Genomic DNA, 23916 nt, shown 5'->3' with positions numbered 1-23916 from the left:
GATCCCCCGCCGCCGGCGCTCCCGGGGGGGGGCGGGGCGGGCCGCGGCGGCGCCGCGGGGAGTTTCGCCGGTCGACCGGCGAAACTCCCGTCCCCTCGCGGGCTAAGAGATAGTCCCTGACGTGTGTGTCGTTGTTTCACGCGAAACATGACATCAACGTCAGGGACCCCCCTCCGGGCTACTTCTTCTTCGCGGCGCGCTTGGCGGCGCGGCGGGCGGCGCGCTCGCGCTGCTCCTCGGCGTCGAGGCGGGCCGCCTCCTCCAGCGTGGGGGCGCTGCCGCCGTGGCGCGCCGGGAGCCACCAGGAGCCCGGCGGCTGCTCGGCGGCGGGGTACGCCGCAATCGTCTCGTCGAGCAGGGCCGTCATGGCGGTCCGCAGCTCCTCGGCGTCGGCGGCCGGATCGTCGCCGGAGGGGTGCAGGGGCTCGCCGACCCGGATCGCGATCGTCGTGCCGCGCGAGAAGTCGCGGGGGTGGTCCTTGGTCATCAGCCGCTGGGTGCCCCACAGGATCACCGGCACCAGCGGTACCTCCGCCGCCGCTGCGATGCGGGTGGCGCCGGACTTGAGCTCCTTGAGCTCGAAGGCCCGCGAGATCGTCGCCTCCGGGAAGATGCCCACCGCCTCGCCCTTGCGCAGGTAGTCCACCGCCGAGCGGTACGACGCGATGCCGTCGCCGCGGTCCACCTGGATGTGGTGCATCGAGCGCATGACCGGCCCGCCGACGGCGTGGTCGAAGACCTCGCGCTTGGCCATGAACCGCACCAGCCGCCCGGACGGGTTGGCAGCCAGGCCGCCGTAGATGAAGTCGAGGTAGCTCACGTGGTTGAAAGCCAGCAGCACGCCGCCCTCACGGGGCACGTGCTCGGTGCCGGTGAGGTCGAAGCGCTGACCCAGCGCGCGGAAGAGCGTCTTCGCGGTCAGGATGATCGGCGGGTAGGTGATGTCGCGCATGGTGCTCCTCGTCGAGCGGTCGGTGGGCACGCGTGGCCCCAGCGTGGGGGACAGCCTGCCAGCCCCGTCCCGGTGATGGCAGTCCAGGACGGCGACGTCCCAGGTCAGCGGCGCGTGGCCAGGAACTCCGCGATCCGGCCGATGGCCTCCTCCAGCACGGTCACGTCCGGGAGCGTGACCAGCCGGAAGTGGTCGGGGGAGGGCCAGTTGAAGCCGGTGCCGTGGGTGACCAGGAGTCGCTTGGCCCGCAGCAGGTCGATGACGAGCTGCTCGTCGTCCTCGACGGCGTACACCTCGGGGTCCAGCCGCGGGAAGCAGTAGAGCGCCCCGCGGGGCTTCACCGACGAGACGCCGGGGATCTCGTTGAGGAGCCGGTGGGCGAGCATGCTCTGCTCGTAGAAGCGCCCGCCGGGCACGATCAGCTCCTGGATCGACTGGTAGCCGCCCAGCGCGGTCTGGATGGCGTGCTGGGCCGGCACGTTGGCACACATGCGCATGTTGGCGATCAACGTCAGCCCCTCGAGGAAGTCCTCGGCGAGCTCCTTGGGCCCGGAGACCATCACCCAGCCGGCGCGGTAGCCACAGACCCGGTGGGCCTTCGACAGCCCGCTGAATGTCAGGCACAGCACGTCGCTGCCGGCCGCCTTGGCCGCGTGGTGGTGCACGGCGTCGTCGAAGAGGATCTTCTCGTAGATCTCATCGGCGAAGACCACCAGCTCGTGGCGGCGCGCGATGTCGACCAGCCCTTCCACCGTCGCCTTGCTGTAGACGGCGCCGGTGGGGTTGTTGGGGTTGATGATGACGATGGCGTGGGTGTTCTCGGTGATCTTGGCCTCGATGTCGGCCAGGTCGGGGTTCCAGTCGTCGTCCTCGTCGCACAGGTAGTGCACCGGTACGCCGCCCGCGAGCGTCACCGCGCCCGTCCACAGCGGGTAGTCCGGCGCGGGCACCAGGATCTCGTTGCCGTCGTCGACGAAGGCTTGCAGGACCATCGAGATCAGCTCGGAGACGCCGTTGCCGATGAAGACGTCCTCGACGTCCACGTCGAGCAGCCCCTGCTGCTGGTAGAACTGCGCGACCGCCGTGCGCGCGGGGTAGATGCCGCGGGAGTCGCTGTAGCCCTGCGACTCCGGCAGGTGGTGGATCATGTCGGCGAGGATCGCCTCGGGCGCCTCGAAGCCGAAGGGCGCGGGGTTGCCGATGTTGAGCTTGAGGATCCGGTGGCCCTCGGCCTCCAGGCGCTGGGCCTCGACCAGGATGGGTCCCCGGACGTCGTAGCGGACGTTGTGGAGCTTGCGGCTCTGCCGGATCGGGCGCACGGGTGTCATCCTCTCAGGAGGCGGCACGCCGCCGGCCCCGGTCCCACCCCCGAGGAGGTCCGCCATGTCCCGCAAGGTCGTCCGGCTCACCGTCGACCACCTCGCCGACCTGCCCGGCCCGTGCCGCTCCTGCCTGTTCTGGGAGCTCGACCCCGTACGCCGCAGGCGGGTCCGCGGTGAGGCGGCGCTGGCCGAGAAGGAGGCCTGGGTCTCCGAGGTGCTGCGGGAGTGGGGCTCGTGCGGGCGGGTGGCGGTGGTGGACGACCACGTCGTCGGCTACCTCGTCTACGCGCCTGACGCCTTCGTCCCGGGGTCGGGGGCCTTCCCGACCGCGCCGGTGTCGCCGGACGCGGTGCTGCTGACGACGGCGTACGTCGCCGACGAGCACGCCGACGGCGGGCTGGGCCGGATGCTGGTGCAGTCCATGGCGCGTGACCTCATCCAGAGGGGCGGCATCCGGGCGGTCGAGGCGTTCGGCACCACCGCGCCGGCGCTGGGGTCGTGCCTGGTCGCGGCGGGCTTCCTGGGCAGCGTGGGCTTCAAGACCCATCGCCCGCACCCGCTCACGCCCCGGATGCGGATGGACCTGCGCTCGGCGCTGACCTGGCGCGACGAGGTCGAGGCGGCGGTCGAGCGGCTGCTGGGCGTCGTACGCCCGCACCCCGAGCCGACCCCCGAACGCAGTCACCGCTCACTCGGCGAGAGGCCGGGTGAGCGGTGACGGGTGCAGCAGGTGCGTCAGCAGGTCAGCTGATGAAGGAGTCGAGCTCCTTGAGCAGCGCCGCCTTGGGCTTGGCGCCCACGATCGTGCGGACGACCTCGCCGCCCTGGTAGACGTTGATCGTCGGGATGCCGGTGACCCGGTACGACGACGGGGTGACGGGGTTCTCGTCCACGTTCATCTTGAGGAACGTGATCTTGTCGCCGTGGCTGCCCGCGAGCTCGTCGAGGATCGGGGCGACCTGGCGGCACGGACCGCACCACTCGGCCCAGAAGTCCACGAGGACCGGCTTGTCGGACTTGAGCACCTGCGCCTCGAACTCGGCGTCGGTGACGGCTGAAATGTTGCCCACGGCAATTTCCCTTCTTAGGTCGACTCAGAGGTCTGTGTCTAGTGAACACCACACGTGCGACGGCTGTTCCCCGTCGCCTCGTGTCCCCTGCGGTTTGGTCACAAACCGCAGGTTCGAGGGCCCAGACCTTGCGGTTGGTGACCAAACCGCAAGGGTCGAGGGGGCCTCAGAGGCCGGCGGTGGTGACGGTCTCGGTGACCGCGGAGCCGGCGACGGCCTCCTGGGCCTCGGGGCCGGTGGCCGAGCTGTGGTCCAGCTCGGCGAGGAACCGCTCGGCGTCCAGCGCCGCGGCGCAGCCGGTGCCGGCGGCAGTGATGGCCTGCCGGTAGTGGTGGTCGACCAGGTCGCCGGCGGCGAAGACGCCCGGCACGTTGGTGGCGGTCGAGGGGTGGCGCACCAGCACGTAGCCGTTGTCGTCGAGGTCGACCTGCCCGGTCAGCAGCTCCGAGCGCGGGTCGTGGCCGATCGCGATGAACAGGCCGGTGGCGGCCAGGTCGCGGGTCTCGCCGGTGACGGTGTCCTTGAGGGTCACCGACTCCAGGCGGTCGGCGCCGTTGATCGTCTCGACCACGGAGTTCCACTCGATCTCGAGCTTGGGGTCGGCGAAGGCGCGCTCCTGCATGATCTTGGAGGCGCGCAGCTCGTCGCGGCGCACGATCAGCGACACCTTGGAGCCGAAGCGGGTCAGGAAGGTGGCCTCCTCGATGGCGGAGTCGCCACCGCCGACGACGGCGATGTGCTGCTCGCGGAAGAAGAAGCCGTCGCAGGTCGCGCACCAGGAGACGCCCTTGCCCGACAGGGTGTCCTCGTTGGGCAGGCCGAGCTTGCGGTAGCCCGAGCCCGTCGCCAGGATCACCGCGCGGGCGGTGTAGGTGTCGGTGGCGGTCTTGACGACCTTCACCTTGCCGGTGAGGTCGACCTCGACGATGTCGTCCGAGACCAGCTCGGCACCGAAGCGCTCGGCCTGGGCGCGCATCTCGTCCATCAGGGCGGGGCCCATGATGCCGTCGCGGAAGCCCGGGAAGTTCTCGACCTCGGTGGTCGTCATCAGCGCGCCGCCAGCGGTCACGGAGCCCTCGAAGACCAGCGGCTGCAGGCTCGCCCGGGCGGCGTACACCGCCGCGGTGTAGCCCGAGGGGCCGGAGCCGATGATGATCACGTTGCGGGTCTCAGACATGCCGTCCAACTCTCGTTCCTGCTCGGGGACCCCGGTGAGGGGGCGTCACTGATCTCAACCGATCGTAGGTGAGCATTCTTCCCCGGGGTACGCCGCGGCGCCCGCCGCAGTCGCGAGCCGTCGGTCGCGAGCGGTCAGTCGACGGTCAGCGTGACCGAGCGCAGCACGTCGCCCGTGCCGCACTGCAGCAGGTCGACGACCTGGGTGGCCCCCATGGGCGGCCGGAAGGCCAGCACGGCCGGCTTGTCGTCGTAGCGGACCAGCTGGAGGCGGCCCTCGCCCCAGGCGGCGGTGTCGCACAGGGCGGGGGCGCTCGAGTCGGCCTGCGACTGGAGCGCCTGGGGCCGCTCGCTCCTGTCGGGGTCCTCGGCCGTGGGGAGCCCCGCCACCCGCGCGACGTCGGCGGCGAACCGCTCCGCGCGCACCCGCGGCACCCCGTCGACCAGGTCGAAGGGCTCGGCGTCGCGCTCCGCCGAGGAATCGGGCGCCGCGGCCTCCGGCGGCGCGGCCTCCTCCGCGGCGCTGCCGCCCGCGTCCGAGGCGGTGCTCGCGTCGTCCTGCTGGGCCTGGGGGACGACCTGGCCGATGCCGACGCCGAGCACCACCACGGCGGCCGCCGCGACGAGCAGGGTCGTCACCTTGCGGCGCCGGCGCGAGGCGAGGGCCACGACGTGCGCGTCGGGGGCCGGCTCGCTCTCCCCGAGCTGGGCGATGACCCGATCCAGCCGGGCGGCGACGTCGTCGGGCATCGGAGCGTCGGCGCGGGCCTCGGAGAGCAGGCGCCGGACGCGCTCCTCCTCCGCGGCGGTCAGCTCTCGCTCGTCGGACATCGAGGACATTCTCCTGGTCGGGGGTGGTGGTGCGGCGGGCCGGTCGTCGCGCTCAGTCGGGCGGCGGCGCTCGCGAGACCTGCGTGGATCTGACGGACGGGCCGCCGGCGGGGTTCCCCGGGTCGGCGTGCTCCGGGTCACCTCCGGGCGCCAGCAGGCTCAGCGACACCGCGAGACGGGCGCGACCGCGCGAGCACCGCGACTTCACGGTGCCCTCCGCGCAGTCGAGCATCCGGGCGACCTCCGCGACCGGGTAGCCCTCCATGTCCACCAGCACCAGCGCCGCGCGCTGCTCGTCGGGCAGCTCGGCCAGAGCGTCGAGCACCCGGCGCCTCCGGTCGCCCGCGACCGCCAGGTCCGCGGGGTCGGCCACGCCGGTCGCGGTCAGGGTGGAGCCGCGGTCGCCGTACTCCTCGAGGTCGTCGGGCAGCGACTCCGCACGGCGCACCTTCGCGGCGCGCAGCCGGTCGAGGCAGGCGTTGACGACGACGCGGTGCAGCCAGGTGGTGACCGCGGCCTCCCCGCGGAACGACCCCGCCCGCCGGTACGCCGCCACGAGCCCGTCCTGCAGCCCGTCGGCGGCGTCCTCGGGGTTGCCCATGGTGCGCAGCGCGACCGCCCAGAGCCGGTCACGGTGACGGGCGAAGAGGACGCCGAACGCCGCGGTGTCGCCCTCGACGTGGGCGCGCAGCAGCGCGACGTCGGTGGTGGCGTCGTCCGAGCCGGTCGGCTCCGGGGTCTCAGGCACCGAGCACCTCCACCTCGGCGATGCGCCCGCGGAAGCGCGCCCCGTCGCGCGGGAGCTCGGTGAGCCAGACGACCAGGAACCGCCCGGTCGTGGGCTCGCGCAGCTCCACCGTCGCCCGGTCGCCCTCGACGGTCGTGGTGGCGACCTGGGTCAGCCCCTCCACCCCGGTGGGCTGCTGGTCGGCGAGGTAGAGCGCGACCCCCGTGGGCGCGCCGACGAGCCGGAGCCGCACCTCGGAGACCGAGTGCTGCCCCTTCAGGTCGAGGCTCAGCCCGACGCCGGTCTTGAGGCCGCCGGGGCCCAGCTGCTGGTCGTAGCCCGACGTCGACCACGAGGTCTCGGGGTCGCCGTCGAGGGCCAGCCCGACCTCGTCGCCGTTCTCCTCCTGCTCGGGCGTGCCCTGCGGGTCCAGGTCGTCGGCGACCAGTCCGGCCAGCGGGGTGGCCGCGGGCGCGGAGGCGCTCGGTGTCGCGGAGACCGTGGGGCTGGGCTCGGAGTCGCGCGGGTCGCCGCCCAGGGCGTTCTTGCCCCGGCCCAGGTTGAAGGCGACCACGAGCGCGACCAGCAGCAGCAGCCCCGCCGCGATGGCGGCCGCGAGGCGCAGCCAGCTGCGCCCCGGGGGCGGCTCGTCGTCGACCGCCGGGATGACCCCGCTCCCGGTGCCGCCCGACGTCTGGCCGGGGCCGCCGACGTTGCCGGTGCCGGTGCTCTCCCAGGGCCAGAAGTCGACGCCCGCACTGCCCTGGGCGCTGCCGGGGCGCGGCGTGCGCAGCGGTGTGCCGCTGGGGGGCGAGGGGGCGAACAGCGGACGCTCCGGCGGCTCCTCGAAGGGCGGGGGCGGGGGAGCGGGCTGCTCGCGCACCGAGAGCCAGGAGACGTCGTCGGACTCGTCGTCGAAGATCGGCATGCCGGCCTGCGTGGGCAGCTCGGGTGCCGCGACCCGCGGCTTCGTGGCCGGGTCCAGGTCGCTGCCGGCGTCCGCCTGCGGCTCTGCCTCGACCTCTGCCTCGACCTCCGCCTCCGCCTCGTCCGGCACGGCGGGCTGCTCGCCGCTGTCGCGCGCCGCGAGCTCGGGCACGGCCGGGAGCACCACGGGGATGTCGCGACGCCGCGGCAGCGTGGCCAGGAGCTCCTCGGCGATGCCGGCAGGGTCGCCGACGAAGTCGCTGAGGTAGGCGCTGATCTCGCGGGCGGTGGTGACCGACACGAGCTCGCGGGTGCGCGAGCCCGGCGAGCCTGGCACGTGGAGCACCGCGTCGCAGAGCGCGTCCAGCGGGCGCGGGATGCCGGCGCGGACCTGGCGCGGTCGCAGGACCTCGCCGTTCTCCGCCGGGGCCCGGGGCACGCTCGAGGCGGAGACGCCGGCCCACTTGCCGGTGAGCGCGCAGTAGAGCAGGCCGGCGAGGTCGGCGACGTCCGTGGCGGCCCGCGAGCCGGTCAGGCCGTGCATCGCGGCGTCGACGGAGAGCCCGATGACCCGGATCTCGCCGGTGCGGTCGACCAGGACGTTCTCGGGCACCAGGCGGCCGTGGGAGACGCCGGCGTCGTGGGCCATCGCGACCGAGTCGGCCACCTCGGCGACCATCCAGGCGGCGCGGCGCGGCTCCATCGGGCCCGAGCTCGTCACCAGGATGTCCAGGGAGGTGCCCGAGCCCCACTCGTTGACGACGTAGCAGAGCCCGTCGTGGGTCTCGGCGTCGAGCACCCGCAGGACCCGGCGGTCGAGCAGGAGCGCCGAGCGGCGGGCCGCCTCGAGCAGCCCCTCGGCGCGCGCGTCGTCGGCGGGGATCACGTGCAGCGCGACGTGGCGCTGCAGCACCCGGTCGTGGGCACGCCAGAACCGGCCGCCGCCGCTCTCGGTGAGCAGGTCGACCAGCCGGTAGCGGCCCGCGAGGACGTCGCCGGGCCGGATGGTGTGCGGCACTGCGGCTGCTCCACCTCCCTCGGACCCGGTCGACCCAGGTGTCCCTGCTGTCCCTGGCGTCCCGGTCATCGTAGGGCGGTTCACGCCGCCGGGGAGCGCCTCACGCGGCGCGTTACCGTTTCGATGACCGACGTGACCTCGCGCAGGTGCAGGACCCGGGCCAGGACCAGGAAGATCGCGACGTCGATCCCGGTCACCACGGCGGCCTGCACGGCCGCCACGGGCCAGGGCGGGGAGTCCAGCAGGGCGCGCAGGAGCAGCGTCAGCGCGAGCGCGACGCCGGTCGAGACCGCCACCGCGAGCGCCAGCCGCACCAGGTAGCGCAGCAGCCGCGGGGTCTCGAGACCGCCCAGCCGCCGGCGCAGCACGGCGAAGGAGATCGCCGACCCCACGACGTACGCCGCCGTGTAGGCCAGCACCAGCGAGGGGGCCGTGTGCTCGGGGTCGGTGCGCGCCACGAGCACCACCGCCACGACGATGTTGGTGACCGACACGAAGCACTGGATGAAGAAGACCGTGCGGGTCTCCTCGAGCGCGTAGAAGCCGCGCAGCATCAGGTAGTGGATGGTGAAGAAGACCAGGCCGGCTCCGAAGAGCCCCAGCGTCGGGACGTAGCGGCCGAAGTCGTCGGCGGCCGCGCCGTGGCCCCACACCACCTGGGCGATGTCGTGCGCGATGACCGGCAGCAGCGCCGCGAAGGGCAGGACGACGGCCATCGCCGAGCGCAGCGTGCTGGCCAGCGAGGAGGCCAGTCCGGAGAGGTCGGACTCCGCGGCGCGCGCGGACAGCCGGGGCAGGATCGCGGTGGCCAGCGAGACGGTGATGATCGAGTGCGGCACCATCATGATCAGGAACGCCGAGGAGTAGATCGTGATGCCGGTGCCCTCGCCGCCCTCGGCGGGACCGGACGTGGCCAGCTTGACCACCACGACGTACGCCGCCTGGTTGACCACCACGAACAGCAGGGTCCAGATGCCCAGGCGCAGGGTGTGGCCGAGGCCGGCGTTGCGGAAGTCGAAGCGCGGGCGGTAGTGGAAGCCGGCCTTGGCGAGGTACGGCACCAGGATCAGCAGCTGGGCGACGATGCCCAGGGTCGAGCCGATCCCGAGCAGCGCCTCCTGCCCGGGCGTGAACGCGCCGAGGACCTCGGCGCCGCGGGCCGGTCCGTGGACCAAGAGGTAGACGGCCAGGACCGCCACCGAGATCACGTTGTTGGCGATCGGCGCCCACATCATCGGCCCGAAGCGGCCGCGCGAGTTGAGCACCTGCCCGACCAGCACGAACATGCCGTAGAAGAAGACCTGCGGCAGGCAGAACCGGGCGAAGTCGATCGCCGACTGGCGCTGCTCGGCCAGCGCCGCCGCGTCGTACTCCGAGCTCAGCACCAGCGACGTCACCCACGGCGCCGCGACCACCAGCAGCACCGTCACGACGCCGAGGAAGAGGCCCGCGAGCGTGATCACCCGGTTGGTGTAGGCCTCGCCTCCGTCGGGGTCGTTCTTCATCGCCCGCACGAGCTGGGGCACGAGGACGGCGTTGAACACCCCGCCGGCCAGCAGGATGTAGAGCATGTTCGGGATCGTGTTGGCGATCGTGAAGAGGTCGGCGTGCACGGAGACGCCGAGCGCCGCGGCCAGGAGCGTGAGCCGGACGAAGCCGCTCAGGCGCGACACGATCGTGCCCGCCGCCATCACCGCGCTGGAGGCCAGGACCTTCTGGTCGTCGGCGGTGCTCACGCGGTCCCCTCCTCGGGCGTCACGTCGTGGCGGTGGCGGATGCGGCGCACCAGGCGGGCGCCGATCGCGAGGAACAGGATCCCGGTCCCGGTGCCGAGGATCGCCCAGATGACCGTGCTGACCTGGGCCGAGCGGATCGGGAAGGAGTCGGCCGAGCCGAGGGGGTTGCCCTCGGCGTCGACGGCGCGCAGCGTCACCTGGTGCACGCCCTGGCGCAGCCGGTGCACCGGGAGCAGGACCGTGGCGCTGGCGCCGGCCCCCAGCTGCTGGGGCTCGGAGTCGTCCACGTCGACGCCGCTGTCGCTGGTCGCGCTGATGACCACGGTGACGGGCTCGTCGAGGGTGTTGGTGACGGTGGCCGCCAGGCTGCCGTTGCCGCCCGAGAGGGTCACCCCGGGCGGGGCGTCGATCTCGACCGCCCCGAGCCGGTCGTCGATCCACCGTCGCGACTGGGTCAGCGAGGAGAGCGCCGTGTCGGGCGCGATGCGGGCGCCGTACGACGCGCCGGCGAGGGACTGGTTGAGCACGACCCCGGCGACCTGGTCGTTGCGGGTGAGCAGGTTCTGCAGGGTCTCGCCGTCGCTCGCGAGGCGGCGCACGGCGCTGAAGGCGGCGGCGTCGAGCTCGCTGTCGGCCTCGCGCCTGGGGTAGGCCAGGCGGTCGGCGTCGACGGTGCCGGCCGTGCCGTCGGCGACGTCGCCGACCGTGGTCAGGTCGAGCCAGGCGGGGTCGAGCGCGTCGAAGAAGCCGTCGGGGTCCTCGGGGATCCACTGCGGCGGGACCACCATCACCAGCGGTCGGGGCTCGCGGGAGAGGAACCGCACGGCGGCCTCGCTGACCAGCCGCTGGCGCAGCGCCACCGACGACAGCCGGGGGCCGGGGAGCGGACCGCCCGCGGCGGCACCGCTCGAGGCCACGACGAGGCGCTGCCGGCCGGCGGTGACGACGGCGGGCGGGTCGGCGGCGAACATCCGGTCGGAGAGCAGCACGGTGGTGTCGGGCCCCGCGAGGGCGATGCCGTCGGCGTCGAGGTAGCCGCCGGGCGAGCCCATGGCAGGCGACGTGGGGACGCCCCACGACGGCAGCACGACGCCCTCGCGGCGTACGGCGAGCTCGACCAGGTCGGGGTCGTGGCGCGCGGCGCCCGCGACGTCCACGTCGCCGTAGGGCAGCGTGAGGACCTGGTCGCCGGAGATGGCCTCGCGCAGGTCCGCGAGCCAGTCGGTGGCGACTCGGGCCAGCTGGGCGGCCTCCGGGCTCAGCTCCTCGCCCTCGGCCTCCGGCTCCTCCTCCTCCTCGGGACTGATGGTCTCCGAGGGGGTGGGCTCGCCGTCCTCGGGCTCCTCGCCCTCGCCCGGCGGCTGGGTCGGCTCGAGGGAGCGGGGCGGGTTGCCCAGCGAGAGGCGGCGCACGGCGTCCAGCAGCGCCGGGTCGACGAGCCAGGTGACCGCCGAGGCGCCGGACGCGGCCCCCAGGTCGACGCGGCCGCGCAGCCGCCCGCCGTCGTCGAGGGTCTGGCGCCACCCGTCCTCGTCGGCGAGGGAGCCGTCGGCGGCGTAGTCGATGAACCGGCGCAGCGGCACCACCAACGCGGTCTCGACCGAGCCCTCCAGGCGCTCGGGCACGTAGGGGAGCAGGGTGCGGGCGCGACCCTCGGCCACGTCGTCGCGCGGCTGCGGTCCCTCGGCCAGGGCGTGCACGCCGAACCAGTAGACGCCGCGCGACGGCAGCGCGTAGTCGCCGCGGCGCACGGTGATCGTGAAGTCGTAGGACTGCCCCGGGGCCAGCTCCTCGACCGTGTCGAGGGGCCCTCGGTCGGTGATGCGCTGGCCCACGGCCTGGTCGACCGGGACCCGCGTGGCCGCCTCCAGCGCGGCGGTGCTGCGCATCGGCTCGTTGCCGATGAAGGGGTAGAGGTTGACCGTCGACCAGGTCTCGGAGTCGACGTTCGTGACCGTGCCAGTGACCACGATCGGGCCGCGTCGGGGCACGGTGGACGGGCTGACGTCGTCGAGGGTGATGCTGAGCGGCTCCGGCTCCTCGGCCCGCGCGACCCCGGCGGCGGCGGTGACGGTCGCGGGCGTGGTGGTGGTCGTCGTGGAGACCGCGGTCGCGGACGCGGGCACATTGCTCAGGGCCGGGGCCAGGCACGCCGCCGCTCCCAGCGTGGCCCCGAGGGCGCGCACACGCAGGGGAGACCGGACCACCGGGCGAGCCTATCGGCCGCTGCGCGCCCCGCCCGACCAACCGGCCGACCCGGGCGCGCAGTCGCTAGACTCGCGGGTCGTGCCCGAAGCCCCGCTCCCGACCCTGCGCCTGGCCGACGTCCAGCGCGCCGTCGCCGACGAGCTCGACCGGATGTCGCCGGTGATCGACGACCTCGGGCGGCTCTTCAACGACGCCGGCCACGAGCTGGCCCTCGTGGGCGGCCCGGTGCGCGACGCGATGCTCGGCCGGGCCCACCACGACCTGGACTTCGCGACCTCCGCGCGCCCCGAGCAGACCGAGCGGCTGCTCAAGGGCTGGGGCGACGCGCTGTGGGACATGGGCCGCGCATTCGGCACCATCGGCTGCCGCAAGGGCGAGTGGGTCGTCGAGGTGACGACGTACCGCTCGGAGGTCTACGACCCCACCTCCCGCAAGCCCACCGTCGACTTCGGCGACACCCTCGACGGCGACCTCGGCCGGCGCGACTTCACCGTCAACGCGATGGCCGTGAAGGTGCCCGGGCGCGAGCTCGAGGACCCCTTCGGCGGCGTGGTCGACCTGGCCCACCGGGTGCTGCGCACCCCGGGCCGCCCCGAGGACTCCTTCTCCGACGACCCGCTGCGGATGATGCGCGCGGCCCGCTTCGCCGCGCAGCTGGGCTTCACCGTCGACCCGGCGGTCGTGGCCGCCATGACGGCGATGGCCGAGCGGATCGACATCATCTCCGCCGAGCGGGTGCGCGACGAGCTGGTCAAGCTGGTCTGCGCGCCGTACCCCCGCCTCGGCCTGAGCCTCCTCGTCGAGACCGGCCTGGCAGCCCGGGTGCTGCCCGAGCTGCCGGCACTCGCGCTCGAGCGCGACGAGCACCACCGCCACAAGGACGTCTACGAGCACACCCTGACCGTGCTCGAGCAGGCGATCGACCTCGAGGACCGCCTCGGCGGCGAGCCCGACTTCGTCTCGCGGTTCGCCGCGCTCATGCACGACGTCGGCAAGCCGCGCACGCGTCGCTTCGTCGACGACGGCACCGTTACCTTCCACCACCACGACGTGGTCGGCGCCAAGCTCACCCGCAAGCGGATGAAGGCGCTGAAGTTCAGCAACGACGAGATCGAGGCCGTCAGCAGGCTGGTCGAGCTGCACCTGCGCTTCCACGGCTACGGCAGCGGCGAGTGGACCGACTCCGCCGTACGTCGCTACGTGCGCGACGCCGGCGACCAGCTCGCGCGGCTGCACGTGCTGACCCGCGCCGACTGCACCACGCGCAACCAGCGCAAGGCCGACCGCCTGCGTCGCAGCTACGACGGCCTCGAGGAGCGCATCGCGCGGCTCTCGGAGGAGGAGGAGCTCGGCTCGATCCGCCCCGACCTCGACGGCAACCAGATCATGGAGATCCTGGGCATCGCGCCCGGGCGCGAGGTCGGCCAGGCCTACCACCACCTGCTCGAGCTGCGCATGGACCGCGGCCCGATGGAGGAGGACGATGCCCGGGCGGCCCTGCTCGCGTGGTGGGCCTCGCGGTGAGCCCCGGCGCCCGGCTGGCGGAGCTCGTGCCCGGTCTCGGGCACGTCGCGCTCGGCCGGACGCCCACGCCCGTGCGTCCGCTCGACCTCGGCTTCGTCCCCGAGGTCTGGCTCAAGGACGAGTCGGCGTTCGGCGACGGCGCGTGGGGCGGCAACAAGGTCCGCAAGCTCGAGTGGATCATCCCCGAGGCCCAGCGCCGCGGGGTCCGCACGCTCTTCACGGTGGGCGGCATCGGCACCCACTGGGGCCTGGCCTGCGCGCTCTACGCGCGCGAGCACGGGCTGAGGACGGTGCTCGGGCTGGTCGCCCAGCCCGAGGACGACCACGTCCGCGACCAGCTGGCCCGGCTGGCGGCCTCCGGCGCCGAGCTGCACCGCTACCCGTCGGTCCGGCGGCTCAAGCTGGCCGCGCCATGGCTGCTGCTGCGCCACCGGCCGTGGTACCTGCCCGCCGGCGGGTCCAACGCCTTCGGCACCCTCGCCTACGTCGACGTCGCGCTCGAGATCGCCGCGCAGGTGGCCTCGGGTGACCTGCCCGAGCCCGCCACCGTGGTGGTGCCGGTCGGCTCCGGCGGCACCGTCACCGGCCTCACCCTCGGCCTGCGGATCGCCGGCCTGCGCACCCGCGTGCTCGGCGCCGTGGTCAACGACATGCTCCGGCTCGACGCCCCGGCGATGGCGCGGCTGAGCCGCCGCACGGCCGACCTGCTGCGCGAGCGCGGGATGTCCCACGTGCCCGACCTCGGCGCGGCCGACTTCGACCTGCGTCCCGACTGGCTCGGGGAGACCTACGGCGACCCCACCCCCGCCTCGCTGGCCGAGGTGGCCGCCGCCCGCGACGCCGGCCTCACCCTCGAGCCCGTCTACACCGGCAAGTCCCTCGCGGCGATCCGCGCACTGGGGGACGCCCTCGTCGGCCCGGTCCTCTGGCTCAACACCCACGGCCCCCGCGGAGTCGCAGGTCCCGACCAGACGGTGCGGTGAAATGACACCGACCCGCCAGAGAGTCGCTGGCGGGTCGGTGGGTGAATCTCCTGCAGATGCGAGCGGGCCGCGCCCGTCGCGGCTTCGTTCCTCAGCCGCGGGGCTTGCTCAACCTGCGGGCGAGACGAGCAGGCGCTCGTGCCTCGCGCCTACTCTTCGCCCTTGATGAAGGCTTCGACGCGGCGGCGGCCCTCGTCGTCGTTGAGCTGGACCGGCGGGGACTTCATCAGGTACGACGACGCCGAGATGATCGGGCCGCCGATGCCGCGGTCCTTGGCGATCTTCGCGGCGCGGATCGCGTCGATGATGATGCCGGCGGAGTTGGGGGAGTCCCAGACCTCGAGCTTGTACTCGAGGTTGAGGGGGACGTCACCGAACGCGCGACCCTCGAGGCGGACGTAGGCCCACTTGCGGTCGTCGAGCCACTGGACGTAGTCCGAGGGGCCGATGTGGACGTTGCGGTCGTGGATCTTGCCCGAGAGCGAGCCCTCGAGGTTGGACGTCACGGCCTGGGTCTTGGAGACCTTCTTGGACTCCAGGCGGTCGCGCTCCAGCATGTTCTTGAAGTCCATGTTGCCGCCGACGTTGAGCTGGTAGGTGCGGTCCAGCGACACGCCGCGGTCCTCGAACAGCTTCGCCATCACGCGGTGCGTGATGGTCGCGCCGACCTGCGACTTGATGTCGTCACCGACGATCGGGACGCCGGCGTCCTCGAACTTCTTGGCCCAGACCGGGTCGGAGGCGATGAAGACGGGCAGGGCGTTGACGAAGGCGACGCCCGCGTCGATGGCGCACTGCGCGTAGAACTTGTCGGCCTCCTCGGAGCCCACCGGGAGGTAGGACACCATGACGTCGGCGCCGGAGTCCTTGAGGACCTGCACGACGTCGACGGAGTCCACGTCGGACTCCTCGATGGTCTCGCGGTAGTACTTGCCGAGCCCGTCGAGGGTGGGGCCCTTCTGGACGGTCACGCCGAGCGGCGGGACGTCGGCGATCTTGATGGTGTTGTTCTCGGAGGCCTGCGTGGCCTCGGAGAGGTCGAACCCGACCTTCTTGGCATCGACGTCGAACGCCGCCACGAACTCCACGTCCTTGACGTGGTAGTCACCGAACATGACGTGCATGAGTCCGGGGACCGTCGCGTCCGGGTCGGCGTTGCGGTAGTACTCGACGCCCTGGATCAGTGACGTGGCGCAGTTGCCCACGCCCACGATTGCTACTCGTACCGAACCCATGGGGGCTTCCCTTCGTGGTGTGACTTCTCTGGAGATCGTGCGGTGCTGCAGGTACTGCGGGTGCTGACTACTGAACCGACTACTGGGCCTGCTCCGTCGGGGGCCGGCGCAGCTCGATCTGGTCGAGGCTCCGCTCGGCGTTGATGAGGTCGGAGAGCCAGCGGACCTCGCGCTCCACCGACTCGACGCCGTGGCGCTGGAGCTCCTGGGCGTAGCGGTCGACCTCGGCCTGCGTGAGCGACAGCTGCGACTGCACGCGGTCGAGCCGCTCCTGCAGCCGGGTGCGCCGACCCTCGAGGACCCGCAGGCGAATCTCCATGTCGGTGCTGCCGAAGAACGCGAACCGGATGTCGAAGTTGTCGTCCTCCCAGGCCGTCGGGCCGACCTCCGACATCAGCCGCTGGAACTCGCGGGTGCCGGCCTCGGTGACCTGGTAGACGATGCGGGGGCGACGCGTGACGGGGACGCCCGGCACCGGGGAGGTGGTGTGCTCCTCGATGAGCGCGCCGCGCAGCATCTTCTTCAGCGCCGGGTACAGCGAGCCGTAGCTCAGCACCCGGCTCCAGCCCAGCATCAGGTTGAGCCGCTTGCGCAGCTCGTAGCCGTGCATGGGTCCCTCGTGCAGCAGTCCGAGGACTGCCAGCTCGATGGTCTCTCCACGACGTGCCATGCGACCTATCGTAGCGATATATCCGGCGATTACGAATCGGCGACATATCCATCGTGTTGCCGGTGCGTGTCGGGCCGCAGAGGTTTGGGGTGCCTGGGGCCCGGTTGCGTACGCTGAGCAGTCGTCGCCCGCCGTACGACGTGCGGTGGCGGTGGCGGCCGTGTCCCCGACCCCCGGAGCAGTGAACGTGAGTGCGAAGCGCAGGGCCGACGGACCACCCGTGACGAAGGTCAGGAAGGGCAAGGGGAAGAAGACGCCCCTGACGCCCCGCCAGCGGGTCAAGAAGGCCGCCAAGTGGCTGCTCATCGTGGGGCTGGTCGGCGCGCTGGTCGCGGTCGGGACCTTCGTGTTCCTCTACAACACCATCGAGGTCCCCGACGCCAACGAGGACTTCCAGACCGAGACGTCGTTCGTCTACTACGACGGCGGCAAGTCCGAGCTCGGCAGCTACGCCGTCCAGGACCGCGAGTCGATCCCGCTCGAGGAGATCCCCGAGGACCTGCAGAACGCCGTGATCGCGGCCGAGAACCGCACCTTCTGGAGCGACCCGGGCATCGACCCCAAGGGCATCCTGCGCGCGTCGTTCAGCAACGCGTCGGGCAACAGCACCCAGGGTGCCTCCACGATCACCCAGCAGTACGTCAAGATCCTGTACCTCACGCAGGAGCGCTCGCTGACGCGCAAGACCAAGGAAGCGATCCTGTCGCTGAAGATCCGCCGGCAGATGACCAAGTCCGAGATCCTCGCCGGCTACCTCAACACCATCTACTTCGGCCGCGGCGCCTACGGCGTCCAGGCGGCCGCACGCGCCTACTTCGACAAGCCGGCCAAGGCGCTCAACCTGCGCCAGTCGGCCGTGCTCGCCAGCGTGCTCAACAACCCGACCCGCCTCGACCCCGCCAACGGCGAGGCCGCGCGCGAGACGCTGCTGGGCCGCTACCAGTTCGTCCTCGACGGCATGGCCGAGATGGACGACACGTACGACGAGCCGTCGGCCGCCGCGCGCGAGCGGCTCCCGAAGTTCCCCAAGATCAAGGCCCGCAGCGCCTACGGCGACCAGAAGGGCCACATGCTCACGCTGGTCCGCAACGAGCTCAACCGGCTCGGGTTCGACGACGAGCAGATCGACGGCAAGGGCCTGCGCATCACGACCACGTTCACCGAGAAGGCGATGCGCGCCGCCAAGGAGGGCGTCGTCGAGGCGCGCCCCGAGGGCTTCAAGGACAAGCAGCTGCACGTCGGCGTCGCCAGCGTCGAGCCCGGCACCGGCGCGGTCCGCGGCTTCTACGGCGGCCAGGACTACCTGCAGTCCCAGCTCAACTGGGCGGTCGCCGGCGGCCAGGCCGGCTCGATCCTCAAGCCCTTCGCGGTCGCGGCCGGCCTCAAGGCGGGCTTCTCGCTCAAGGACACCTTCGAGGGCAACAGCCCGATCGAGATCGGCGACACCGAGTTCGAGAACCAGGGCAACGAGTCCTTCGGCCCGGTCAGCCTGCTCAGGGCCACCGAGGGCTCGGTCAACACCGCCTTCATCGACCTCACCGACAGCATCCCCGACGGCCCGGAGAAGGTCATCGAGATGGCCAACGCGCTCGGCATCCCGCCGGAGAAGCCCCGGGGCAAGAACCCCAAGGGCATCCCGACCCGCACGCCCGGCCTCGAGCCGAACGTCGGCGTGGCGCTCGGCAGCGCGACGGTGAGCCCGATCAACATGGCCAACGCCTACGCCACCATCGCCAACGGCGGCGAGGCGGCGGCGCCGTACGTCGTCCAGAAGGTCGTGGCCAAGGACGGCGAGGTCCTCTACTCCCACAAGAACACCACCAAGCGGGTCCTCGACAAGGACATCGCCGCCGACGTCTCCTACGCGCTGGAGCAGGTCGTCGACGCCCCCGGCGGGACCGGGGCCGACGCCCAGGCGCTGGGCCGGCCCGCGGGCGGCAAGACCGGGACGTCGACCAACGACAAGGGCGACGTCGTGTCGTCGTGGTTCACCGGCTTCACCCCGCAGCTGGCGACCTCGGTCGTCTACGTGCGCGGCAAGGGCGCCGAGCCGCTCGACGGCTGGCTGCCCAGCTTCTACGGCGGCGACTACCCGACGGCCACCTGGACCGCGGTGATGGAGCGCGCGCTCGAGGGCACCGAGGTGCTCGAGCTGGCCGACCCGGTCTTCGTCGACGGCGAGGCGCCCGACGACGGCCACTCGCCGGCGCCGCCCCCGCCGCCGAAGCCCACCAAGAAGCCGACGAAGAAGCCGGACGACAAGCCGAGCGACAAGCCGACGGACAAGCCGACCCCGAAGCCGACCCCGACGCCCACGCCGACCCCGACGCCGGTCCCCACGCCCACCCCCACCCCGACGCCGACGGGCCCCGAGCTGCCCACCGGCCCGCCGGAGACCACCCCGGCGGGCGGCGCGACCCCGCGACCGCGCGCCTACCGCGAGTCGTACCGCTTCTGGTGACCGCGTGAGCGGTCACGTCCACCCGACCCACGACGACCCGGTCGTCGCCGGCCTCAGCGAGAGCGTGGGCGGCCCGGCCGGCGACCGCATCGGCCGCAGCCGCTGGTGGACGCCGCTGCGGGTCGTGGTGCTGATGGCGGCGGTCGGCTTCGCGCTCGGGATGGTGCAGAAGGCGCCGTGCGTCGAGGGCACGTGGAGCGAGGGCGACACCCGCTACTCCGCCATGTGCTACTCCGACCTGCCGTTCCTGTACACGCTGCGCGGCTTCGCCGAGCACACCTACCCCTACACCGACGACGCGGAGACCCGCGACCGCTACGAGTCGATGGAGTACCCGGTCGGGATCTCCTACTGGGCCTGGGCCACCTCGCGGGTCACGCACTGGCTCGAGGGCTCGCCCGACCTCGACGAGCGCTACGCCCGCTCGGTCGGCGAGCTGCAGGCCGACCCGGACATCAAGCGGGAGACGCGGCTCTACGTCGCGGTCAACGCGCTGGGCCTCGCGCTGCTCACGATCCTCAGCGCCTGGCTGCTGGCCAAGGTCAACCCCCGTCGCCCCTGGGACGCCGCGATCTTCGCGCTGTCACCGGCCCTCGTGCTGACCGGCCTCATCAACTGGGACCTGCTGGCCGTGGCCACCGTCGCGGGCGCCCTGTGGGCGTGGGCGCGCGACCGGCCCCTGCTGACCGGTGTGCTGATCGGCCTCGGCACGGCGGTCAAGCTCTTCCCGCTGTTCCTGCTCGGCGCGATCCTGGTGATCTGCCTGCGCCGGCGCCGACTCGACCACCTGGGGGCCGTCGTCTTCGGCGGCCTGGCGACCTGGCTGCTGGTCAACGCGCCGGCGTACCTCGCGAGCCCGACGGAGTGGAAGGTGTTCTGGTCGTTCAACTCCGATCGCACCGCCGACCTCGGCTCGGTCTGGCTGGTCATCGACCAGGCCGGCGACCTCGCGCTCAGCGCCTCGACGATCAACGCCTGGTCGTGGGCGTTCTTCGCGCTGTGGTGCGGCGGCGTCTTCGCGCTCGGCATGCTGGCGCCGACGACGCCGCGCTTCACCCAGCTGGGCTTCCTGATCGTGGCCGGCTTCCTGCTGGTCAACAAGGTCTACTCGCCGCAGTACGTGCTCTGGCTGCTGCCGCTGGCCGTGCTCGCGCGGCCGCGCTGGCGCGACCAGCTGGTGTGGCAGGCCGGGGAGGTCCTCTACTTCGCGACCGTGTGGTGGTACCTCGGCGGCTACCTCGAGCCGGCCGGCGGCGGCGACGCGGGCTTCTACTGGGTGGCGATCGTGCTGCGGATGGCGTGCGAGCTCTACCTGGTCGCCCTGGTGGTGCGCGACGTCTGGCGGCCCGAGCGGGACCCGGTCGAGCGCCCAGCCTCAGGTGACCCTCAGGTGATGTCGACGCGGTCGAACGCCGTCGCGGTGTAGCGGACCCGGACGTCGATCCGGTCGCCCACGGCCGGCACCCGCGCGCCCGCAGGCAGGAACAGCATCGAGGCCTGCATGTGCGGCGGCTCGGCGAACAGCCGCTGCTTGCCGTCGATGGAGAACGGCGAGCGCACGAACCCGACGGCGTCCAGGCCGCCACGGGCGAGCGTCGCGGCGCGGGCCTTGATCGAGGACTCGCCGGTGGGCGCCTCCAGGCCGATGCCGTGGGCGGTGCCGCCGCTGACGATGAGCAGGTGTCCGCTCTTGGGAGCGGTGCGCGCGCGGTAGCCGAACGCGTCGCCGCGCTCGAGGTCGTGGACGTCGAGCACGGTCGCGGTGACGCTCAGCGCCGAGCGGTCGCCGAGCCACAGCCCGGTGCCGATCCGCGGGCGGAACGTGTACTCGGCGTACGACTGGGCGAGCGCGGCCAGCTCGGCGTCGGTGAGGTGGCTGACCCAGACCGTCGTGGTGCGCAGCCCGGCGGCGACCACGTCGTTCATCAGCCGCGAGACCTCGGAGAGGTGGGAGCCCTGGGCCAGCGGCAGGTGCATGGCGATGCCCTCGAGGCGGGCGTGCGGGCGGTCGGCGAGCACCCGGGCGGCGGCCCACAGCTCGCGCGCGGTCATCCCGTGCCGCTGCATCGACGTCATCCGCTCCAGCACGAAGCGGGCGTCGGGCTGGCGGGTCAGCAGCGTCTCGAGGTCCTCGACCCGGCTGACGGTGTGCACCAGTCGTCTGGCCAGCGCGGGGTCCTGCGCCGGGTCCGCGTCGAGCGCGGCCCCGAACGGGCGCCACGGCGTCATCACCAGCAGGCTGCCGTCGAAGCGCTGCGCGACGTGCCCGATCTCGTCGTAGGTCCCGATCGCGATCGTGTCGACGCCCAGCCACTGCGCCTTGCGCGCCAGCCGCGCCAGCGTGAACCCGTAGCCGTTGCCCTTGGTCACCGGCACCAGCCCCGGGTGGGTGTCGGCCACCTGCCGCAGGTGGGCGCGCCACCGCTCCCCGTCGACCGTCAGCGTGAGGCTCATCGGTCGGCTCCGGCGGCCGGGTTTTCAGCAGATGCTGAAAAACCTGCGCTTCTGGGCCGAAGTTCCGGCCCAGAAGCGACAGGAAATGCCCAGAGGCTTCCGGCAGGAGCGAACGTCGCGCGCATCAGCGCCGCCTCATGTAGAGGTCGAAGGCGCGGTAGAGCGGGCGGTTGAGCGGGAGGTCCCACTCGCCGACGTACTCGACGGCCTCACCGCCGGTGCCGACCTTGAACTGGATCAGCCCCGCGTGGGAGTCGTCGGGGTCGAGGGTGTCGGTGATGCCGCGCAGGTCGTAGACGCTCGCGCCCGCGGCGAGGGCGTCGCGCATCATCGCCCACTGGATCGCGTTGGAGCCGCGGACCTCGCGCTTCTCGGTGGAGGAGGCGCCGTAGGAGTACCAGGCGTGGGCGCCGACGCGGATCGAGATCGTGGAGGCCACCAGGTCGCCCTCGTGCCGGGCGAACCACAGCCGGATCCGGTCGGGGCTCTCCGCGCCGAGCGCGTCGACCATGGTCTGGAAGTACGCCAGCGGGCGCGGCGTGAAGTGGTCGCGCTGCGCCGTGTGGACGTAGAGGTCGTGGAACGCCTTGAGGTCCTCGGTGCCGGCCGACGAGGTCACCTCGACGCCGAGCTTGCCGGCCTTCTTGATGTTGCGGCGCCAGAGCTGGTTCATGCCCTTGAGCACGTCGTCCTCCGACAGCGGCGCGCCGCCGGCGGTGAGCGGCACCTGGAAGACGTACTGCGGCTGGCCGGCCGCGAAGCCGCCCTCGGCCACCTGCCGGCGCCAGCCGAGCTCGTCGAGCTGGCTGACGACGCGCGCGCCCACGGTGTCGCGCTGGGTCGGGGCCAGGTCGTCCAGGCGTCGTACGCCGGGGTCGGCGATGCCGTCCTTGACCTGCGCCGCCGACCAGCGGCGGGTGACCACCGGGGGGCCCATGCGCGCGCCGAAGGCGCCCTGCGCCTTGAGGTGCGCGGTCATCGGCGCCAGCCACTCGCCCAGCTGCTCGGTCTCCCAGTCGATGACCGGGCCCTCGGGCAGGTAGGCGAGGTAGCGCTTGACCTTGGGCAGCTGGCGGTAGAGCACCAGCGCGGCGCCGACGAGCTCGTCGCCGCGGAACCAGCCGAGCGACTCGCGGCGCCACTCGCCCTTCACCCGGCCCCACGCGGGGGTCTGCAGGAAGCTCGCGGAGTCACGCGACGCGAGGAGGTCGAGGTGCTGGGGCTCGGGGATGGTTCGGACGCTCAGCACGAGGTCGAGGCTACAGCCGCGCGCGCAGCCACTCGAAGTCGGCGACGTGCTCCTCGGCGCCGCCCGGGGTCTCGCAGACGACCGGCGCACCGGCGTCGCGCACGACGGAGGCGAGGAGCTCGGGGTCGATGCGGCCGGCCCCGAAGTTGGCGTGCCGGTCGGCCCCGGTGTCGAACTCGTCGCGGCTGTCGTTGCAGTGCACGAGGTCGATCCGGCCGGTGATGCGGCGGACGTCGTCGACCACCGTCTCGAGCGGGTTGCCCCCGGCGTGGGCGTGGCAGGTGTCGAGGCAGAAGCCCACCTGCTCGAACCCCTCGGCGCCCGAGATCGCCTCCCACACCCGGCCGATCCGCTCGAGGTAGCGGGTCATCGCGTTGTCGCCGCCGGCGGTGTTCTCGATCAGCAGCGGCAGCTTGAGGTCGGTGGCCGCGATGGCCTTGCGCCAGTTGTCGAAGCCCTTCTCCGGGTCGTCGGCCTTGTTGACGTGGCCGCCGTGCACGATCAGCCCCTTCGCGCCGATCGACGCGGCGGCGTCGACGTGCTGCTGGAGCAGCTTGCGGCTGGGGATCCGGATCCGGTTGTTGGTCGTCGCGACGTTGATCAGGTACGGCGCGTGGACGTACAGGTCGACGCCCGCGGCCTCGGCGTCGGCCTTCAGGCCCTCGGCGCCCCCGGCGTAGGCGATCTCCGGGCCGCCGTAGCTCTGCGGGTCGCCCAGGAAGAACTGCACCAGCGGCGCGTTGCGGGCCTGCGCCTCGGCGACGGGGTCGGTCTGGTCGACGTGCGCTCCGATGGCGATGCTCATGCCGCTCATCGTAGGAGTCCGCACCCCCGCCCTCGTTTCCCGCGGCCCCCGGAGGGGCACGTATCCGAGCAACGTCCGAGATCGGCGGTGCGCGGGCTTAGGCTCCTGTCCACCCGCCGGGCACCGAAGAAGAGGCCTCCATGAGCACGATCAGCATCCAGTCGCCCACCGGGACGTGGGCCTCGGAGCAGCCGCGCACGTTCCGCGTCGGGCGCGAGGCCGACAACGACATCGTCGCGGTGGAGCCGACGGTGTCGCGCCGGCACGCGGAGATCCGCGCCGCCGGCGACGGCTGGGAGGTCGTCGACCTCGGCAGCACGCACGGCACCCGCGTCGACGGGCAGCCCGTGCGCCAGGCCCTGCTGAGCGGCACCACCACCCTCTCCTTCGGCGCCCAGGACGAGGCCCTGACGCTGCGGGTGACCGTCACCGGCGCGGTCGCCCCGCCCCCGCCGCCGCCCCCGTCCGCCCCGATGGCGGGCTTCCCGCCCAGCCCGCAGGTCCCGCAGGGGCCTCCCGCACCGCCCGTGCCGGCGTACCCGCAGGCGCCGCCGGTCGGGGCGACCGA

At 72.7% G+C, this 23916-nt stretch carries 20 protein-coding genes; 6 read left to right on the top strand and 14 right to left on the bottom strand.

The genetic code is table 11. From position 1 onward, the window contains the following. Positions 1-178 precede the first annotated feature (178 nt). Positions 179-952, bottom strand: coding sequence for a lysophospholipid acyltransferase family protein (locus IRQ30_RS11520; RefSeq protein ID WP_193613003.1), 774 nt, complete (start codon positions 950-952; stop codon positions 179-181). Between the two features lie 104 nt (positions 953-1056). Further along, positions 1057-2271, bottom strand: coding sequence for a pyridoxal phosphate-dependent aminotransferase (locus IRQ30_RS11515; RefSeq protein WP_193613002.1), 1215 nt, complete (start codon positions 2269-2271; stop codon positions 1057-1059). Positions 2272-2335: 64 nt separating this feature from the next. Here IRQ30_RS11515 and IRQ30_RS11510 point away from each other — a divergent pair, with 64 nt between their 5' ends. Continuing rightward, positions 2336-2992, top strand: coding sequence for a GNAT family N-acetyltransferase (locus IRQ30_RS11510; RefSeq protein ID WP_193613001.1), 657 nt, complete (start codon positions 2336-2338; stop codon positions 2990-2992). Between the two features lie 25 nt (positions 2993-3017). Here IRQ30_RS11510 and trxA read toward each other — a convergent pair whose 3' ends face one another. The 7 genes from trxA to IRQ30_RS11475 form a co-directional block, all read right to left on the bottom strand. Further along, positions 3018-3344: a thioredoxin gene (gene trxA, locus IRQ30_RS11505; protein WP_134740542.1), complete on the bottom strand. Its 327-nt coding sequence runs from the start codon at positions 3342-3344 to the stop codon at positions 3018-3020. A 166-nt stretch (positions 3345-3510) separates the two neighbouring features. Then, positions 3511-4521 (bottom strand): thioredoxin-disulfide reductase, encoded by a 1011-nt coding sequence (gene trxB / locus IRQ30_RS11500; protein ID WP_193610541.1) that lies wholly within the window; start codon positions 4519-4521, stop codon positions 3511-3513. 134 nt (positions 4522-4655) lie between these two features. After that, entirely contained in the window at positions 4656-5351 is a 696-nt protein-coding gene (locus IRQ30_RS11495; protein ID WP_193613000.1) for a hypothetical protein, read from the bottom strand. Between the two features lie 52 nt (positions 5352-5403). Further along, positions 5404-6099 (bottom strand): RNA polymerase sigma factor SigM, encoded by a 696-nt coding sequence (gene sigM, locus IRQ30_RS11490; RefSeq protein ID WP_193612999.1) that lies wholly within the window; start codon positions 6097-6099, stop codon positions 5404-5406. Beyond that, on the bottom strand, positions 6092-8023 hold the full coding sequence (locus IRQ30_RS11485) for a protein kinase family protein (protein WP_193612998.1): 1932 nt from the start codon (positions 8021-8023) through the stop codon (positions 6092-6094). The genes sigM and IRQ30_RS11485 overlap by 8 nt, the downstream gene beginning before the upstream one ends. A gap of 80 nt (positions 8024-8103) precedes the next feature. Beyond that, on the bottom strand, positions 8104-9759 hold the full coding sequence (gene murJ, locus IRQ30_RS11480; RefSeq protein ID WP_338089668.1) for a murein biosynthesis integral membrane protein MurJ: 1656 nt from the start codon (positions 9757-9759) through the stop codon (positions 8104-8106). Continuing rightward, a complete protein-coding gene (locus IRQ30_RS11475; protein WP_193612997.1) occupies positions 9756-11966 on the bottom strand; it encodes a DUF6049 family protein in 2211 nt (736 codons plus the stop codon). Before IRQ30_RS11475 ends, murJ begins: the two co-directional genes overlap by 4 nt. Positions 11967-12117: 151 nt before the next feature. Here IRQ30_RS11475 and IRQ30_RS11470 point away from each other — a divergent pair, with 151 nt between their 5' ends. Together IRQ30_RS11470 and IRQ30_RS11465 are read left to right on the top strand one after the other, a co-directional pair. After that, a complete protein-coding gene (locus IRQ30_RS11470; RefSeq protein ID WP_193613005.1) occupies positions 12118-13491 on the top strand; it encodes a CCA tRNA nucleotidyltransferase in 1374 nt (457 codons plus the stop codon). Then, complete coding sequence (locus IRQ30_RS11465) at positions 13473-14474, top strand: 1-aminocyclopropane-1-carboxylate deaminase/D-cysteine desulfhydrase (RefSeq protein ID WP_338089667.1); 1002 nt, start codon at positions 13473-13475, stop codon at positions 14472-14474. Before IRQ30_RS11470 ends, IRQ30_RS11465 begins: the two co-directional genes overlap by 19 nt. Positions 14475-14623: 149 nt before the next feature. Here IRQ30_RS11465 and IRQ30_RS11460 read toward each other — a convergent pair whose 3' ends face one another. Both IRQ30_RS11460 and IRQ30_RS11455 read right to left on the bottom strand, forming a co-directional pair. Further along, positions 14624-15709, bottom strand: a complete 1086-nt coding sequence (locus IRQ30_RS11460; RefSeq protein ID WP_193612996.1) for an inositol-3-phosphate synthase — start codon at positions 15707-15709, stop codon at positions 14624-14626. Between the two features lie 79 nt (positions 15710-15788). Beyond that, entirely contained in the window at positions 15789-16379 is a 591-nt protein-coding gene (locus IRQ30_RS11455) for a PadR family transcriptional regulator (RefSeq protein ID WP_193610549.1), read from the bottom strand. A 220-nt stretch (positions 16380-16599) separates the two neighbouring features. Between IRQ30_RS11455 and IRQ30_RS11450 the strand changes: the two genes are divergently transcribed. Then, positions 16600-18840, top strand: a complete 2241-nt coding sequence (locus IRQ30_RS11450) for a transglycosylase domain-containing protein (protein ID WP_338089666.1) — start codon at positions 16600-16602, stop codon at positions 18838-18840. A gap of 4 nt (positions 18841-18844) precedes the next feature. Beyond that, complete coding sequence (locus IRQ30_RS11445; RefSeq protein WP_193612994.1) at positions 18845-20266, top strand: glycosyltransferase 87 family protein; 1422 nt, start codon at positions 18845-18847, stop codon at positions 20264-20266. Here the strand turns inward: IRQ30_RS11445 and IRQ30_RS11440 are convergent. From IRQ30_RS11440 to IRQ30_RS11430, 3 genes are all read right to left on the bottom strand, one after another. Continuing rightward, positions 20227-21294, bottom strand: coding sequence for an alanine racemase (locus IRQ30_RS11440; protein ID WP_193612993.1), 1068 nt, complete (start codon positions 21292-21294; stop codon positions 20227-20229). The genes IRQ30_RS11445 and IRQ30_RS11440 overlap by 40 nt on opposite strands. A gap of 124 nt (positions 21295-21418) precedes the next feature. Beyond that, a complete protein-coding gene (locus IRQ30_RS11435) occupies positions 21419-22540 on the bottom strand; it encodes a lipid II:glycine glycyltransferase FemX (protein ID WP_227467466.1) in 1122 nt (373 codons plus the stop codon). Positions 22541-22553: 13 nt separating this feature from the next. Beyond that, the gene (locus IRQ30_RS11430; RefSeq protein WP_193612991.1) at positions 22554-23348 is read right to left on the bottom strand and encodes a deoxyribonuclease IV; all 795 of its coding nucleotides are present in this window, start codon (positions 23346-23348) and stop codon (positions 22554-22556) included. 140 nt (positions 23349-23488) lie between these two features. Here IRQ30_RS11430 and IRQ30_RS23790 point away from each other — a divergent pair. Next, the coding region (locus IRQ30_RS23790; protein WP_193612990.1) for an FHA domain-containing protein at positions 23489-23916 on the top strand (428 nt) is incomplete at its 3' end.

This window comes from Nocardioides lijunqiniae (genome assembly GCF_015024225.1).
GTDB lineage: Bacteria > Actinomycetota > Actinomycetes > Propionibacteriales > Nocardioidaceae > Nocardioides > Nocardioides lijunqiniae.
This window is presented reverse-complemented; position numbering and strand designations above follow the sequence as displayed.